Below are 14,191 nucleotides of genomic sequence, written 5' to 3'. Positions count from 1 at the left end.
TACTCAATCCTGTCGCGTGTCTTGGAGCCCGTGCTCCAAGCGCCATTCGTCCAGTGCCTTCACGAGGTCCGCGAGCGCGAGGCGAAGCCGCTCGGTTCCCTCCTCCAGCCCTGTCCTTCCCTTCCCGATCGCGGGAGTGAAAGGTTCGCCGACCATGATGTCGACGCGTGGCCGCCAACGCCTCTTGGCGCCGGCGGGTTTGTACGTCCCCCGAGTGGCGACCGGAACCACGGTCGCGTTCCCGGCGCGGACCAGGAAGGCCACGCCGCGCTCGAAGTTTTCGGCGTCACCGAGGCCGCGGGTGCCTTCGGGGAAGATCCCCACCGCACCGCCGTCCTCGAGCACCTTGACCGCCATCATCAGCGGTTTGCGGTCCACCGCACCCCGTTTCACCGGGATCTGGCCCAGTTTCGGGAAGAACCAGCCGACGAAACCCTTGAAGAGTTCCGCCTTGACCAGGAACGCGGTGCGCCGCGAGAACATTCCGAACAGCAGCGCCGGTTCCGCCATCGAGCTGTGGTTGGCCATGAACACCACCGGCCCGGACGCCGGTACCCGCTCGGCACCGTGGACCCGGACCCGGAACGCGGGCCGGACGATGAACTTCGAGATCCCCCGGCCGAAGGTGTGAAACGGGTCGCTCGCGCCTTCGGGCAGTCCCTTCGCGCTCACCTGGCGGCCTCGGCGGGGCAGCCTTCGAGGAGACCGCGGTGCAGCGCCAGTTCCGCCAGCGCGACGATCACCTGGTCGATGTTGAGCGCCGAGGTGTCCACCTCGACGGCGTCTTCGGCCGCGCGCAGGGGCGAAGCCGCCCGAGTGGAGTCCAGGCGGTCACGCCGTTCCACCGCCGCCTTCGCGACGTCGTGCGTGGATTCGCGGCCGGCGGCGGAATCCTGCGCGCTGCGGCGTGCGGCGCGGACCTCGGCCGAAGCGGTGAGGAAGATCTTGAGCGGAGCGTCGGGTGAGACGACGGTGCCGATGTCGCGGCCTTCGACAACGATGCCGCCGACGCGGCCGAGCACCTCGGCGATGATCTCGCGCTGCCGGGCGACGAGCAGTTCGCGGACCGCGGGGACGGCCGAAACCGGCGACACCGCCGTGGTGACGTCCGCACCGCGGATCTCGGCGGCGACGTTTTCACCCGCGAGCGCCACCGTCGCGTCGTCAGGGCTGGTCCCGATGCCGAGTTCGGCCTTCCGGGCGACGTCGGCAACCGCGTCCGTGTCGGCCGGGTCGACCCCGGCACGCAGGACGGCGAGGGTGACCACGCGGTACATCGCGCCCGTGTCGAGGTAGCCGGCACCGAGTTTCGTCGCGAGCTTCCGCGAAACCGTGGATTTCCCGGTTCCGGACGGGCCGTCCATCGCGACCACACCACGCAGGGCTCCCGTCACCGAAACTCTCCTCAGCTCATTCGTCGCTCACCTGATCGACGACCATTCTGCCTGGTGGCGCGCGACACGCCTCAGCCGCCCACGGCGAACCGGTCGACGAGCATGCCGATCCGTTCCGCGCGCGCGGCCGCCGGGAGCCGTCGGCTGCGCTCGAGGGTGACGAGGCCGTGCAGGGCGGCCCAGAACGTCTCGGTGTAGAGGCCGGGGTCGTAATCGCCCGCCACCGGGCCCACGATTTCGAGCAGGGCGCCGAACGCGTCCTTCAACGGCTCGGGGCTGTCCGGACTGGCGAAGTCCAGTTCACTGGCAAGGGTGAAGATCGCGTCGTAGAGCGCGGGTTTGCGGTCGGCGAAGTCGAAGTAGTTCCCGGCCAGCCTCCGCAGCGCGCCACGCGAGTCCTCCGCCGCACCGGCCCCCTTCCGCATATGGGCGGCCATTTCGGTGCAGCCCTCGAGAGCCGCGGCCGCCATGATCGCCCCCTTGCCGGAGAAGTGGCTGTAGAGGACTGGCTGGCTGTACTCGATCTTCGCCGCCAGCCGCCGGGTCGTGACCGCGTCCCAGCCTTCTTCTTCGGCGATCTCGCGGGCGGTGGTGACGATCAGCTGTTCGCGCTGTGAGCGGTCCCGCTCGCGCCGGGGGTTCGTGACCATACGAATATCCTAGCATCGCTAGACAAGCTAGCGGCGCTAGAGCTAACGTCTGCGATGTTCCTAGCACTGCTAGCTTCTGGAGTCGGAGATCATGACCAGAACCAAGATCGCTTACATCCTGTCCGCCGCCCTCGTGCTCTTCGTCCTCTACTTCGGGAGCGGATACGTGTTCTTCCCGCAAACCCAGACGGGCGGTTTCGGACTGCCGGTGATGCCATCCGAGGGTGATCCGATCCTCGCGGTCAAGGGGGTCCGCGACATCGGCACGGCGCTCGTGGTGCTCGCGCTGCTCCTGTTCCGGAACGCCCGCGCGCTGGGCTGGGCCATGCTCGCGCTGGCGTTCATCCCCTTCGGCGACATGCTGATCGTGTTGACCCACAACGGTTCCGTGGGCGCCGCGCTCGGCATCCACGGCGCGACGTGCGCCTTGATGGTCGTGATCTCGGCGCTGTTCCTGATCCGACCGAAGCGAACCGGACAGTGAGTTACTGTTGACGTCGTGAACGTCGAAGTGACCCCGCTCCCCGGAATAGGCGTCCGCAAGGACTTCGCCACCCGCAACGGCCGCCGCGTCGGCGTGGTGACCCATCGTGATGGACATGTCGAGCTGATCGTGTCCAAAACGGACGATCCCGACGCCTGCCTGGCCTCACTTCCGCTCACCACCGACGAAGCCGGCGCGCTGGCGAACCTGCTCGGCGCGCCCCAGCTGGTCGCCCAGCTCACCGAAGAGCACCGGGACCTGCCCGGCATCAACACCAAGCAGCTGCCGATCAAGGCGTCGTCGCCGTTCGACGGCCGGACGCTGGGCGACACCGCCATGCGGACCCGCACGAGCGTCTCGGTCGTCGCGGTGATGCGGGCCGGGCAGGTCCACCCCTCCCCCACTCCGGATTTCAATCTCACCGCGGGCGACGTGCTCGTCGCGGTCGGCACCTCCGAAGGTCTCGAGGCCGCCGTCAAGATCTTGAAGTACGGCTGATCGCGGATGGATCACACCGCACTGTCCTTGATCGAACTCGGGGCGGTCTTCTTCGGGCTGGGCGCGCTCGGCCGCCTCGCCGGGAAGATCGGGATGTCCCCCATCCCGCTGTACCTGATCGGCGGCCTGTGCTTCGGCCAGGGCGGGCTGATCCCGCTCGGCGACATCGGCGACTTCACCCACCTCGCCAGCGAGATCGGCGTCGTCCTGCTGCTGCTCCTGCTGGGCCTGGAGTACTCGGCGGCCGAGCTGTTCACCGGGCTGAAACGCTCGTGGATGGCGGGGCTCGTCGACATCGTGCTCAACGCCGCGCCGGGTGCGATCGTCGCGCTCATCCTCGGCTGGGGACCGATCGGCGCGATCGTGATGGCGGGCGTCACCTACATCTCGTCCTCCGGGATCATCGCGAAGGTTCTCGGCGACCTCGGGCGGCTCGGTAACCGGGAAACGCCGGTGGTGCTGTCGATCCTGGTGTTCGAAGACCTGGTGATGGCGCTGTACCTGCCGATCCTCACCGCGGTCCTCGGCGGTGTCAGTTTCCTCGGCGGCATGAAGGCGGTCGGGATCTCGCTGATGGTGATCACGGTCGTGCTGGTGATCGCGCTGAAGTTCGGCCGGTACGTCTCCGCGGCGGTGGACAGCCCGGACCGCGAGGTGTTCCTCCTCAAGGTCCTCGGTGCGGCCCTGCTGGTCGCCGGCCTGGCTTCGGCGATGCAGGTGTCGGCCGCGGTCGGCGCGTTCCTGCTCGGCATCGCGATCTCGGGCTCGACCGCGGAGAACGCGACGCACCTGCTCGAACCACTTCGGGATCTCTTCGCGGCCGTGTTCTTCGTCGTGTTCGGGCTCAACACCAACCCCGCGTCGATCCCGCCCGTGCTCGGCTGGGCGGTCGTCCTGGCGGTCGCGACGACGCTCACGAAGGTCGGCACCGGCTGGTGGGCCGCGCGACGGCAAGGTATCGGGAAGATGGGCCGGGCTCGTGCCGGAGCCGCGCTGGTCGCGCGAGGCGAGTTCTCGATCGTCATCGCCGGACTTGCGGTGGCGGCGGGCGCGGTGACCGGCGAACTCGCGGCACTCGCGACGGCGTACGTGCTCCTGATGGCGATCCTCGGCCCGACGGCCGCGCGGATCGTCGAGCCGGTGGCGCGGGCTCTGCAGCGAAGGCCCTTCGGCTCGAAGAGCGCCGCTTCCCAAACCGGCTGACCCTCGCCCCACACGCGCCATGAAAGGTCCTTTCCTTGCAAAATTTGCAAGGAAAGGACCTTTCATAGCATTGGGTCAGCCGCGCTCAAGCCCCGAAACGGTCGCAGGAGCGATCTGCGCCGGAGCCGCCGGAAGCGGAGCCGGAACCGCCGACGGTCCCGCGCCCGAGACAGGCAGAGCCAGCGACGTCTTGCCCAGATCCACCGTGATCTTCGGGTACTGCGAAGGACCCGAGATGAACGAGCCGTCCGTCCCACCGATGATCAGCGCCAGCTGATGTCCTTGCGGGACCACATGATCCGTACTCGCCAGCCGGAACGTCATCGTGTACGGCTGCCCCGGCGTCAGCGGCGATTCCTGGCTCAGCGATTGGTGGTTGGCCAGATCCGCCCAGCCGCGGCTGATGATGTTCAGCCCCACCGAGACCGCGTCGGTGCTCGTGTTCAGGTAACAGGCGTCGTTGCCGGAAGCGCTCGCGCCCCAGCACGACTGCGTCAGCTCGTTCTTGATGCCTTCCTTCGGCCCGGTGTAGTTCCGGATCGTCGCCGGACCGTAGTCCACGAGGATCGCCGAGAGCCTCGCTGAGGACGTCGACGGCGTCGCGGTCACGGTCACCTTCGCCGTTCCGGACACGTGCAGATCCTTCGCCAGCGCGCCGGTGCTGAACAGCAGGCGTCCGTTCGAGGTTTCCGTCGGACGTGCGGCCCAGCTGTTCGAGGACTGACCGGAGGAGTCCGTGAACGACGCCGTACCCGTCCCCGCCGTGGTGCCGAGGGTGCCGACACCCGGAGTGCCGCCGGCCGCGGGACGCAGGGTCACCGCGCTGCCCGCGGGCCACGCCGCCTGGTCCACCCAGACGTCCGGCTCCCGTTCCACGCTCGCGCCCGGTGTCTTTTCGATGCCGTTGTCCACGCCGAGCAGGTAGTGGTCGAACCACTTGTGCAGGGTGTCGACCCACGCCGACCGCCGGTAGTCGAACGGGTCGACGTGACCGGCCTGCGTCAGCCAGATCTTGCGCTCGACGTTCAGCGCTTCCCACCACTGCCCGAAGTTGATCGTCTTGACGTTGAGGTCGCCCAGCCCGTGCGAAGCGAGCACGCTGGCCTTCACCTTCGACGCGCTCTGCACGTGGTCTCGGTCGAGCCAGAAGGCGTTGTAGTCGCCGTTCGCCGTCGCACCCGCGGTGAGCTTCTGGTTCGCCGCACCGCAGTTCTGCCCGCCGTTGCGCCGGGACACGGTCTGCGCCAACCCCGCCGGGCTGCCCTGGCGCAGGTTCGCGCCATCCGAGCGGTAGTAGTCGTACCAGGAGCTGATGGCGCCGATCGGCACGATGGTCTTGAGCCCGTCGACACCGGTCGCGGCGACGCCGTTGGCCACCGTGCCGTCGTAGGACTTCCCGATCATGCCGACGGCGCCCGTCGACCAGGTCGCGTTCGTCCTCGCCGGTCCGGTCGCCGTCGTGTAGCCGTTCGCGCGGCCGTTCAGCCAGTCGACGACCTTGCGCGCCGAGTTGACGTCCGAGGGTCCGCCGACGTCGGTGCAGCCGCGGGATTTGTTGGTACCGGCCAGATCCACCAGGACCACGGCGTACCCGCGGGGGACGAAGAAGTTGTCGTAGTAGAGCGGGAACCCGACCGGCCTGCCCGCCGAGTCGTAGGTCTTGAGCTCGCTCTCGTTGCCCCGCCCGCAGCACGAGTAGTACGGGCTCGCGTCCATGATGACCGGGACCTTCTTGCCCTGCGCCGCCGGTTCCTTCGGGCGGATGATGTCGGCGGCGACCCGGTCCGAACGGCCGTCGCCGTCCCCGTCGAGGCCGATGTCCACCCAGGCCGTCTCGCGGACGGCCTGGGCGAAGTCGTAGACCGGTTCGCTGCCCCGCGGTTTCGCCGCGGCCTGCGGCGCCGCGACCACGGCCGCGGCGACCGCCAAGATCCCTGCCAGCACAACTGTTTTCACGGTTGAGCCCTTCCCCGTCGGCTGAAAGCCCGTCAGGGAGAGCTAAACGCGATGATCACTTGTGCAGTAGAGCGGAAAGTCTTACAGATCGACCGCGCGGTAGAGCGAACCGACCTCGCCGCGGTTGAGCCGCCGGATCGAGCCCGACCGCTGGGCGCCGAGCTGGACGTCGCCGAGCGCGGTCCGGACCAGTTTGCGCACCGGATGCCCGGTGGCCGCCATCAGCCGCCGCACGATGTGCTTGCGACCTTCGTGGATGACCAGTTCGATCTGGGTCCGACCGGCCAGCATGTCCTTGACCCTGAACTGGTCGACCTTGACGATGCCGTCCGGCAGCTCGAAACCGGCCCGCAGTTCCTTGCCGAGACCGCGCGGGACGATGCCCTCGACCTCGGCGAAGTAGGTCTTGAGCACCTGGTACGACGGGTGCATCAGCCGGTGGCCGAGGTCGCCGTCGTTGGTGAGCAGAAGAAGGCCTTCGGTGTTCTCGTCGAGCCTGCCGACGTGCACGATGCCGGGCGTCTCCTCGTACCGGCCGCGCAGGTAGTCGCCGACGCACGGGCGGCCGCGGTCGTCGCTCATCGTGCTGTGCACGCCCTTGGGCTTGTTCAGCAGGAGGTAGACGAGGTCCTCGCGGACCTGCACGCGGGTGCCGTCGACGTGGATCACGGAGTTGTCCGGATCGACCCGGCGGCCGAGTTCGGTGACCACCTTGCCGTCCACGCTCACGCGACCGCGCACGATCAGGTCCTCGGCGGCGCGCCGCGAGGCGACGCCGGCCTGCGAAAGGACCTTCTGCAGCCGAATGCCGTCGGGATGCGGGTCAGATGTCATCGATGGTGTCCACTTCGGGTAGCAACGGAGCGATGGGCGGAAGGTCGGCCAAGGACGAGAGGCCCAGTCGCTCCAGGAACAGCTCGGTCGTCACGTACAGCGTGCCTGTGGTTTCGGGGTCGGTCCCCATCTCCTCGATCAGGCCGCGTGCCAGCAGCGTCCTGATCACCCCGTCCACGTTCACCCCTCGGACGGCGGCGACCCTGGCCCTGGTCACCGGCTGCCGATAGGCGATCACGGCGAGGCTCTCCAGTGCGGCTCGCGTCAGCTTGGAACGCTGGCCGTCGAGCAGAAGCTTCTCCACGAACGGGGCATAGACGTCCCTAGTGTAGAACCGCCACCCTTCGCCGACTCGGCGCAGGTCGATTCCGCTGGTCCGCTCGGTGAACTTCTGCGCCATCGTGCGCAGCGCCACGGTGACCCGCGACACGGATTGCCCGACGGTGTCGGCGAGCGATTCCTCGTTGATCGGCGAGTCGACGACCAGGAGCAACGCCTCCAAGGCCGCTTCGAGCGCCTCGTCGGAGGTGAGGTCGGGATAGTCGCCGTCACCCGCCGCCACGAGCCCCTCGTCGGCAGGCGGCTCCGCTTCGACGGCAGGTGCCTCGGCCTCCGGCTGGTCGGCCTCCGGCGGGCTGAAAGCGTCCTCCGCCTCGTCGGACTCGGTGACGGCAGCTTTCGGCTCATCACCGGTCTCGGGGGTTTCTTCGGTCTTCTGGATCTCTTCGGGGCTCACCCGTACTCCTCGTCCTCCGCGGCGGCGAGGTCCTGTTCGGCCGCCACCGACGCCTGCGCCACGGACCCGCCGGTCCAGCGCACGTGCAGTTCGGCGAGCGCCTCCAGCTGCTCGAACTGGACCGTGGCCTCCCGGTACAGCTCCAGCAGCGCGAGGAACCGCGCCACGATCTCGACGGTGTGCTCGCAGTCCTCGACGAGCTCGCTGAAGGTCGCTTCGCCTCGTTCCGCGAGCTTGAGCCGCAGGAGCGCGGCGTGTTCGCGCACCGAGACCCGGCCCATGTGGATGTGCGCGATCGACACCGTCGGCGGCGGCTTCGGTTTGAAGACCGCGACGGCGATCTCGGCGAACTTCGCCGGGTCGACGCCGAGCATCACCTCGGGCAGCAGCCCCATGAACCGGTCTTCGAGCGCGACCGACCGCGGATACCGCCGCAGCGCACCGGCCTCCAGCTCACCGAACAGCGCCGCGACCTGCTTGTACGCCCGGTACTGCAGCACGCGCGCGAACAGCAGGTCCCGAGCTTCGAGCAGGGCGAGGTCGTCTTCGCTCTCCACCTCGGCGGCGGGCAGCAGGCGTGCCGCCTTGAGGTCGAGCAGGGTCGCCGCGATGACCAGGAACTCGGTCGTCTCGTCGAGGTTCCACTCCGTGCCGAGCGCGCGGGTGTAGGCGATGAAATCGTCCGTGACCTGGTGCAACGCGACTTCGGTGACGTCGAGCTGGTGCTGCGAGATCAGCTGGAGCAGCAGATCGAAGGGGCCCTGGAAATTCGACAGGTTCACCTTGAACTTGGACGTGCTCAGCTCTTCACTGGCCAGTCCTTCGGGGACCATCCCGCCGTGCACGGTCTCATGCACGGCGGGGGTCTCGTCTGCCTCTGTCCGCTCGACCGGCTCTGAGCCGCTGGGAGCAGCCGCGGCCGGGTCGTCCATCAGCTCTCGGTCTCTTTCCCGTCCTCGCTGCCCGCCCGCAAGCGCTGGACGAGCACCGACTCCTCGCCCGCCGCGTCGAAGTCGGCCAACAGGACGGCCACCGCCTCGCGGACCAGCCTGCCGCGGTCGAGCACGAGCCCGTGCTTCGCCCGCAAGTTCAGCCTGGCCTGCTCCATCGCCAGCAGTTCGTCGCCGGAGACGTAGACGGTGATCTTCGCGTCGTGCTTGGTCCGCCCGGAACCGCTTCGCGCGGCACGGGACAGCTGTTCCTTGTGCGCGGGTCCCGCCTCGTTCCCGGATCCGTTCCCGTTGCCGTTCCCCGTCGAGGGGGCGGGCTGCTCGGGCGCGGGCGGAAGATCGAGGGCGGGACTGGAGGTGATCCTGAAAAGTTCGGACGCTCCGGGCAGGGAAGCTCGCCTGCTCACCGGGCGATCACCTCACGGGCCAGCGCGCGATAGGCCGCCGCGCCTGCTGATTTGGGGGCCCACGTCGTGATCGGCTCGCCCGCGACGGTCGTCTCGGGGAACCGCACGGTGCGGTTGATCACCGTGTCGAACACGATGTCGCCGAATGCCTCCACCACTCTCGCCATGACCTCCTTCGAGTGCAGGGTTCTCGGGTCGTACATGGTGGCGAGAATCCCGGTGATGTCCAGTTTGGGGTTGAGGCGTTCCTGCACCTTCTCGATGGTGTCGATCAGGAGCGCTACGCCTCGCAGACTGAAGAACTCGCACTCCAGCGGGATGATCACACCGTCCGCGGCGGTCAGTGCGTTCACCGTCAGCAGGCCTAGCGAGGGCTGGCAGTCGACAAGAACATAGTCGTAGTCGTTCATGACCGGACGAAGGACCCGTAACAACGTGTGTTCGCGCCCTACCTCTGCGACCAACTGGACCTCGGCCGCGGACAGGTCGATGTTGCTCGGCAGCAGGTCGACGCCGTCCACCCGGGTCTTCCGGATGGTGTCGGTGATGCTGACCGAGCGCTCCATGATGACGTTGTAGACCGTCTGGTCCAGCTCGTGCGGCTGAATGCCGAGACCGACCGAGAGCGCGCCCTGTGGATCGAAGTCGACCAGCAGTACCCGGCGGCCGCATTCGGCGAGCGCCGCACCCAGGTTGATGGTCGAGGTGGTCTTGCCGACGCCGCCCTTCTGGTTGCACATGGCCATCACGAGTGCGGGGCCGTGCCGTTCCAGCGGCGGCGGATCGGGGATCTCGCGGTACGGACGGCCGGTGGGGCCGATACCTTCCCTCTCGAGTTCTTGCTGCTTGGTTTCTTTGGCGCGCTTGGCCTTGCGGCCGCGGGAAGAGATCGTGTCCTCCGACGGTTCGTCGCCGTCGTGTTCGGCGGGGGTTGCGATGGTCACCTGGCTGAGGCTCGCCGCGGCCGAACCGGCGGACGCGGACGGCTTCGCCGGCTCGTTCGGTGTCGACATAACGCGAAAGCTCCTCTTCGGCAGGATCCTCGGCAGCCTATGCGCGATTCACGAGTCGAGCCAACGAGGCACGCCGGGACCGACCGGGTCGATTAGGCGCTGCTTAGCCGAGGGCGCGGGGATGTGCTGTCGCGTAAACCTCGCGGAGCGTGTTCACCGTGACCAGCGTGTACACCTGCGTGGTCGTCACCGAGGCGTGGCCGAGCAGTTCCTGCACGACGCGGACGTCGGCGCCGCCTTCGAGCAGATGCGTGGCGAAGGAATGGCGCAACGTGTGCGGGGAAACGCCCGCCGTGATCCCCGCGGATTCCGCGGTGTCCTTGAGAACCTGCCACGCGCTCTGCCGGGAAAGCCTGGAGCCGCGGGCGTTCAGGAACATCGCCGGTGTCCCCCTGCCGTGGGTGGCGAGTGCCGGCCGCGCGCGGACGAGGTACGCGTGCACCGCTTCCAGCGCCGGACGGCCGATCGGCACGATGCGCTGTTTGCCGCCCTTCCCGTCGAGCAGCACGGTGCGTTCGGCGTCGTCGATGTCGTCGACGTCGAGCCCGACGGCCTCGGAGATCCGCGCGCCGGTGGAGTAGAGCAGTTCCAGCAACGCCCGGTCCCGCAGCGGCCGCATCCCCTCGGGCGGCGGGGTTTCTAGCAGCTTCAGCACGGCGTCCACCGGCAGTGCCTTGGGCAGCCGTTTGGCCGCGGCGGGCGGGCGGACCTCGCGGGCCGGGTCGTTCTCGGTGATGCCGTCGGCGTGCGCGAACTTGTGCAGCCCCCGCACGGCGACCAGTGCGCGAGCGGCCGAGGACGCGGCGAGCGGCTGATGCTCTTCGTCGCCTTCGCGCAGCGCCGCGCCGAACGAGGTGATGTGTGCCGACGTGACGTCGGTGAAACGTTCGACGTCGGCGCCGTCGAGGTACGCGGTGTACCGGCGCAGGTCACGGGAGTAGCTGTCGAGGGTGTTCCTCGCGGTTCCGCGTTCGACCACCAGATGGTCGAGGTATGCGGCGACCACCTGGGCGACTCCGGTACCACCGGCCCGTGACACACGGACACTCTAGGACCACCACGACCCGTTCGGGGGTTCGCCGCGCGTACCGCGTCGCGGGTGTGAAACGAGCTACCTTGGGAGCATGTCCCAGCAACCGGACCCGGACGAGATGCGCGTCGGCACCGCCGAACGCGAAGAGGCCGCGCGGCTGCTCGGCGACCACTACAGCCAGGGCAGGATCACGCCGGACGAGTACGAGGGCCGCGTCCTCGCCGCGTACGAGGCCGTGACTCTCGGCGAACTCCGGCCGCTGTTCCAGGACCTGCCCGCGCCGCATCCGAGGTACCTGGCGCCGCGGTTCGACCCGCCGCCGTTCGTGCCCGTGCACCAGCGGCCGGCCGCGGTCGTGCCGTACTCACCGAAGTCGAAGATCGCCGCCGGGGTGCTGCAGCTCGTGCTGCCGTTCGGGACCGGGCGGTTCTACACCGGGCACGTCGGACTGGCTTTGGGGCAACTGGCGGTCGTGGTGGTCACCTGCGGCGTCGGGGTGGTCTGGCCGATGGTCGATGGGATCGTGCTGCTGGCGAACGGCGGCACCGACGCGCAGGGCCGCCGCCTCCGCGACTGACCGCTCCCGAAACTGAGATGAAAGGCCCCTTCATTGCAAATTTCGCAATGAAGGGGCCTTTCATCTCACGCGCGAAGCGCCTAGAGACCGCGCGAAGCGAACTTCGTCGGCCGGTCCTCCCAAGGCGCGTCCGCGGGCCGCGCCGAAGCAGCCCCCGAAAGCACCGCGTGCGCGGCGAGCACGCCACCGACGGTCGACCCGTTCACCAGCTCACCGGCCAGCGCCATCCGGACCGCTTCGGCGAGCGGGAACTTCCGCATGACGAGGTCCGCCTCCTCGTCGCCGAGGACCTCCCTGTCCACTTCGGACAGCCCACGGGCGAGGTAGACGCGGACGACCTCGTCGGTGAAGCCGGGCGACGCCGCGACGTCGACCAGGGTCTCCCAGCGCTCGGCGCTGAGCCCGACCTCCTCGACCAGTTCCCGTTCGGCCGCGCCGACGGGGTCCTCCCCCGCCTTGTCGATCAGCCCGGCGGGCAGTTCCCACAGCCGCCGCCCGATCGGATGGCGGTACTGGTGGATCAGCGTGACCGCGCCGTCGTCGTCGAGCGCGACGACGGCGACCGCGCCGAGGTGCTCGACGACCTCACGGCGGGCGGTGCCGCCGCCGGGCATCACGACCTCGTCGACCCGCAGTCCGACGACGCGTCCGATGTGGACGTCCCTCGTGGACGCGACGGTGAACTCGTGCTTGCCGGGTTCGGTCACCGGGCCACCGTCTGCGGGGCCTCGGGCAGCTCGACCGGCAGCCGCTCGGCGACCTTGCGGTCCACGACGGCCTTCACGAACGCGCTGAACAGCGGGTGCGGGCGGGTCGGGCGGCTCTTGAGTTCCGGGTGTGCCTGGGTACCGACGAAGAACGGGTGCTTGTCGGCGGGCAGCTCCACGAACTCGACCAGGTGGTCGTCGGGCGAGGTGCCCGAGAACACCAGACCGGCCTCGGAAAGGCGCTTGCGGTAGGCGTTGTTGACCTCGTAGCGGTGGCGGTGCCGCTCGGAGACCTCGGTGCTGCCGTACGCCTTCGCGACCTGCGAGCCCGGCTTGAGCTTGGCGACGTAGGCGCCGAGCCGCATCGTGCCGCCCATGTCGCGCTCGCCGGCGACGACGTCGCGCTGGTCGGCCATCGTGGAGATGACCGGGTTCGCGCCCTCGTCGTCGAATTCGGCCGAGTTCGCGTCCTTGATCCCGGCCAGGTTCCGCGCCGCGTCGATCACCATGCACTGCAGGCCGAGGCACAGGCCCAGCAGCGGCAGTCCCTGGGTGCGGGCGTAGGCGATGGCGCCGACCTTGCCCTCGATGCCGCGGATGCCGAACCCGCCGGGGATCAGCACACCGTCCACATCGGACAACGCGGCCGCGGCACCGGCCGGGGTCTCGCAGGAGTCCGAGGGGACCCAGGCGATCTGGACCTTGGCGCGGTGGGCGAATCCGCCCGCCCGCAGCGCTTCGGTCACCGACAGGTACGCGTCCGGCAGGTCGATGTACTTGCCGACGACCGCGACCCGCACCGTCTCCGACGGGTTGTGCACCCGGTCGAGCAGGTCGCCCCACACGGTCCAGTCGACGTCGCGGAACGGCAGCCCGAGACGACGCACCACGTAGGCGTCGAGCGCCTCACGGTGCAGCACCTTCGGGATGTCGTAGATCGACGGCGCGTCGGGGCAGGCGATGACGGCCTCGGTGTCGACGTCGCACATCAGGCCGATCTTGCGCTTGAGATCCTCCGGCAGCTCGCGGTCGGCGCGGCAGACGAGCGCGTCGGGCTGGATACCGATGTTGCGCAGCGCGGCGACCGAGTGCTGGGTCGGCTTGGTCTTGAGCTCGCCCGACGGGGCGAGGTACGGGACCAGCGAGACGTGGAGGAAGAAGCACTGGTCACGGCCGACGTCGTGGCGGACCTGACGGCAGGCCTCCAGGAACGGCAGCGACTCGATGTCGCCGACGGTGCCGCCGACCTCGGTGATCACGACGTCCGGGCTGTTCCCGTCCTCGTCGGCGCCCGCCGCGGCGGTGATCCTCGCCTTGATCTCGTCGGTGATGTGCGGGATGACCTGCACGGTGTCGCCGAGGTACTCACCGCGGCGTTCCTTGGCGATGACCTCGGAGTACACCTGCCCGGTGGTGACGTTCGCCTTGCCGTCGAGAGCCCGGTCGAGAAAACGCTCGTAATGCCCGATGTCCAGATCGGTCTCGGCGCCGTCGTCGGTGACGAACACCTCACCGTGCTGGAACGGGTTCATCGTGCCTGGATCGACGTTGAGGTACGGATCCAGCTTCTGCATCGTGACCCGGAGCCCACGTGCGGTAAGGAGCTGACCCAGGCTGGAAGCCGTGAGTCCCTTACCCAGAGAGGAGGCAACGCCTCCGGTGACAAAGACATACTTGGTAGCCCGCGACTGAAGTCCCACGGGCTTCCACCTTATCGCACGCCCGCCGGGGCGCTCACCGGCCACGCCG

At 68.8% G+C, this 14,191-nt stretch carries 16 protein-coding genes; 4 read left to right on the top strand and 12 right to left on the bottom strand.

Annotated elements, in window-relative coordinates; all coding sequences use genetic code 11:
• Positions 1 to 3: 3 nt before the first annotated feature.
• The 3 genes from DL991_RS22310 to DL991_RS22300 all read right to left on the bottom strand — a co-directional run bounded on the left by DL991_RS22310 (position 4) and on the right by DL991_RS22300 (position 2,044).
• Positions 4 to 672: a 1-acyl-sn-glycerol-3-phosphate acyltransferase gene (locus DL991_RS22310; RefSeq protein WP_125786289.1), complete on the bottom strand. Its 669-nt coding sequence runs from the start codon at positions 670 to 672 to the stop codon at positions 4 to 6.
• The gene (cmk, locus tag DL991_RS22305) at positions 669 to 1,373 is read right to left on the bottom strand and encodes a (d)CMP kinase (RefSeq protein WP_125786388.1); all 705 of its coding nucleotides are present in this window, start codon (positions 1,371 to 1,373) and stop codon (positions 669 to 671) included. The genes DL991_RS22310 and cmk overlap by 4 nt, the downstream gene beginning before the upstream one ends.
• 92 nt (positions 1,374 to 1,465) lie before the next feature.
• Positions 1,466 to 2,044, bottom strand: a complete 579-nt coding sequence (locus tag DL991_RS22300; RefSeq protein WP_125786288.1) for a TetR/AcrR family transcriptional regulator — start codon at positions 2,042 to 2,044, stop codon at positions 1,466 to 1,468.
• Positions 2,045 to 2,135: 91 nt separating this feature from the next.
• Here DL991_RS22300 and DL991_RS22295 point away from each other — a divergent pair, with 91 nt between their 5' ends.
• From DL991_RS22295 to DL991_RS22285, 3 genes are read left to right on the top strand one after another with little or no spacing between them, the layout of a single operon-like run.
• The gene (locus tag DL991_RS22295) at positions 2,136 to 2,528 is read left to right on the top strand and encodes a DUF4267 domain-containing protein (RefSeq protein WP_125786287.1); all 393 of its coding nucleotides are present in this window, start codon (positions 2,136 to 2,138) and stop codon (positions 2,526 to 2,528) included.
• A gap of 15 nt (positions 2,529 to 2,543) precedes the next feature.
• Positions 2,544 to 3,026 carry a cation:proton antiporter regulatory subunit gene (locus DL991_RS22290; RefSeq protein ID WP_125786286.1) on the top strand — a complete coding sequence of 161 codons (483 nt, stop codon included), beginning with the start codon at positions 2,544 to 2,546 and terminating at the stop codon, positions 3,024 to 3,026.
• A 6-nt stretch (positions 3,027 to 3,032) separates the two neighbouring features.
• Positions 3,033 to 4,229: a cation:proton antiporter gene (locus tag DL991_RS22285; RefSeq protein WP_125786285.1), complete on the top strand. Its 1,197-nt coding sequence runs from the start codon at positions 3,033 to 3,035 to the stop codon at positions 4,227 to 4,229.
• 75 nt (positions 4,230 to 4,304) lie between these two features.
• Here the strand turns inward: DL991_RS22285 and DL991_RS22280 are convergent, their stop codons facing one another.
• From DL991_RS22280 to xerD, 7 genes are all read right to left on the bottom strand, one after another.
• A complete protein-coding gene (locus DL991_RS22280) occupies positions 4,305 to 6,173 on the bottom strand; it encodes a Xaa-Pro dipeptidyl-peptidase (protein WP_125786387.1) in 1,869 nt (622 codons plus the stop codon).
• 93 nt (positions 6,174 to 6,266) lie between these two features.
• Positions 6,267 to 7,019, bottom strand: coding sequence for a pseudouridine synthase (locus DL991_RS22275; protein WP_125786284.1), 753 nt, complete (start codon positions 7,017 to 7,019; stop codon positions 6,267 to 6,269).
• A complete protein-coding gene (gene scpB, locus DL991_RS22270; RefSeq protein ID WP_125786283.1) occupies positions 7,009 to 7,755 on the bottom strand; it encodes an SMC-Scp complex subunit ScpB in 747 nt (248 codons plus the stop codon). Before scpB ends, DL991_RS22275 begins: the two co-directional genes overlap by 11 nt.
• Entirely contained in the window at positions 7,752 to 8,687 is a 936-nt protein-coding gene (locus DL991_RS22265) for a ScpA family protein (RefSeq protein WP_199746680.1), read from the bottom strand. The genes scpB and DL991_RS22265 overlap by 4 nt, the downstream gene beginning before the upstream one ends.
• A complete protein-coding gene (locus DL991_RS22260; protein ID WP_125786282.1) occupies positions 8,687 to 9,112 on the bottom strand; it encodes a cobyrinic acid a,c-diamide synthase in 426 nt (141 codons plus the stop codon). Before DL991_RS22260 ends, DL991_RS22265 begins: the two co-directional genes overlap by 1 nt.
• Positions 9,109 to 10,125 carry a ParA family protein gene (locus DL991_RS22255; RefSeq protein WP_125786281.1) on the bottom strand — a complete coding sequence of 339 codons (1,017 nt, stop codon included), beginning with the start codon at positions 10,123 to 10,125 and terminating at the stop codon, positions 9,109 to 9,111. Before DL991_RS22255 ends, DL991_RS22260 begins: the two co-directional genes overlap by 4 nt.
• A gap of 103 nt (positions 10,126 to 10,228) precedes the next feature.
• A complete protein-coding gene (gene xerD, locus DL991_RS22250; RefSeq protein WP_125786385.1) occupies positions 10,229 to 11,131 on the bottom strand; it encodes a site-specific tyrosine recombinase XerD in 903 nt (300 codons plus the stop codon).
• A gap of 118 nt (positions 11,132 to 11,249) precedes the next feature.
• Between xerD and DL991_RS22245 the strand changes: the two genes are divergently transcribed.
• Complete coding sequence (locus DL991_RS22245; RefSeq protein WP_125786280.1) at positions 11,250 to 11,735, top strand: DUF1707 domain-containing protein; 486 nt, start codon at positions 11,250 to 11,252, stop codon at positions 11,733 to 11,735.
• A gap of 80 nt (positions 11,736 to 11,815) precedes the next feature.
• Here DL991_RS22245 and DL991_RS22240 read toward each other — a convergent pair whose 3' ends face one another.
• Positions 11,816 to 12,442: an NUDIX hydrolase gene (locus DL991_RS22240; protein ID WP_125786279.1), complete on the bottom strand. Its 627-nt coding sequence runs from the start codon at positions 12,440 to 12,442 to the stop codon at positions 11,816 to 11,818.
• The gene (locus tag DL991_RS22235; RefSeq protein WP_125786278.1) at positions 12,439 to 14,142 is read right to left on the bottom strand and encodes a CTP synthase; all 1,704 of its coding nucleotides are present in this window, start codon (positions 14,140 to 14,142) and stop codon (positions 12,439 to 12,441) included. The genes DL991_RS22240 and DL991_RS22235 overlap by 4 nt, the downstream gene beginning before the upstream one ends.
• Between the last annotated feature and the right edge of the window lie 49 nt (positions 14,143 to 14,191).

It is taken from the genome of Amycolatopsis sp. WAC 01375 (assembly GCF_003947325.1).
Classification (GTDB): Bacteria; Actinomycetota; Actinomycetes; order Mycobacteriales; family Pseudonocardiaceae; genus Amycolatopsis.
The sequence above is the reverse complement of the archived record's forward strand: the minus strand, read 5'-3'. Positions and strand labels throughout refer to the sequence as shown.

What these genes read in the sequence shown, in the direction of transcription:
- DL991_RS22255 (WP_125786281.1), bottom strand. Translation starts at nt 10,125, where the DNA reads ATGTCGACACCGAACGAGCCGGCGAAGCCGTCCGCGTCCGCCGGTTCG.
- DL991_RS22285 (WP_125786285.1), top strand. Translation starts at nt 3,033, where the DNA reads ATGGATCACACCGCACTGTCCTTGATCGAACTCGGGGCGGTCTTCTTC.
- DL991_RS22300 (WP_125786288.1), bottom strand. Translation starts at nt 2,044, where the DNA reads ATGGTCACGAACCCCCGGCGCGAGCGGGACCGCTCACAGCGCGAACAG.
- DL991_RS22275 (WP_125786284.1), bottom strand. Translation starts at nt 7,019, where the DNA reads ATGACATCTGACCCGCATCCCGACGGCATTCGGCTGCAGAAGGTCCTT.
- DL991_RS22265 (WP_199746680.1), bottom strand. Translation starts at nt 8,687, where the DNA reads ATGGACGACCCGGCCGCGGCTGCTCCCAGCGGCTCAGAGCCGGTCGAG.
- DL991_RS22245 (WP_125786280.1), top strand. Translation starts at nt 11,250, where the DNA reads ATGTCCCAGCAACCGGACCCGGACGAGATGCGCGTCGGCACCGCCGAA.
- DL991_RS22295 (WP_125786287.1), top strand. Translation starts at nt 2,136, where the DNA reads ATGACCAGAACCAAGATCGCTTACATCCTGTCCGCCGCCCTCGTGCTC.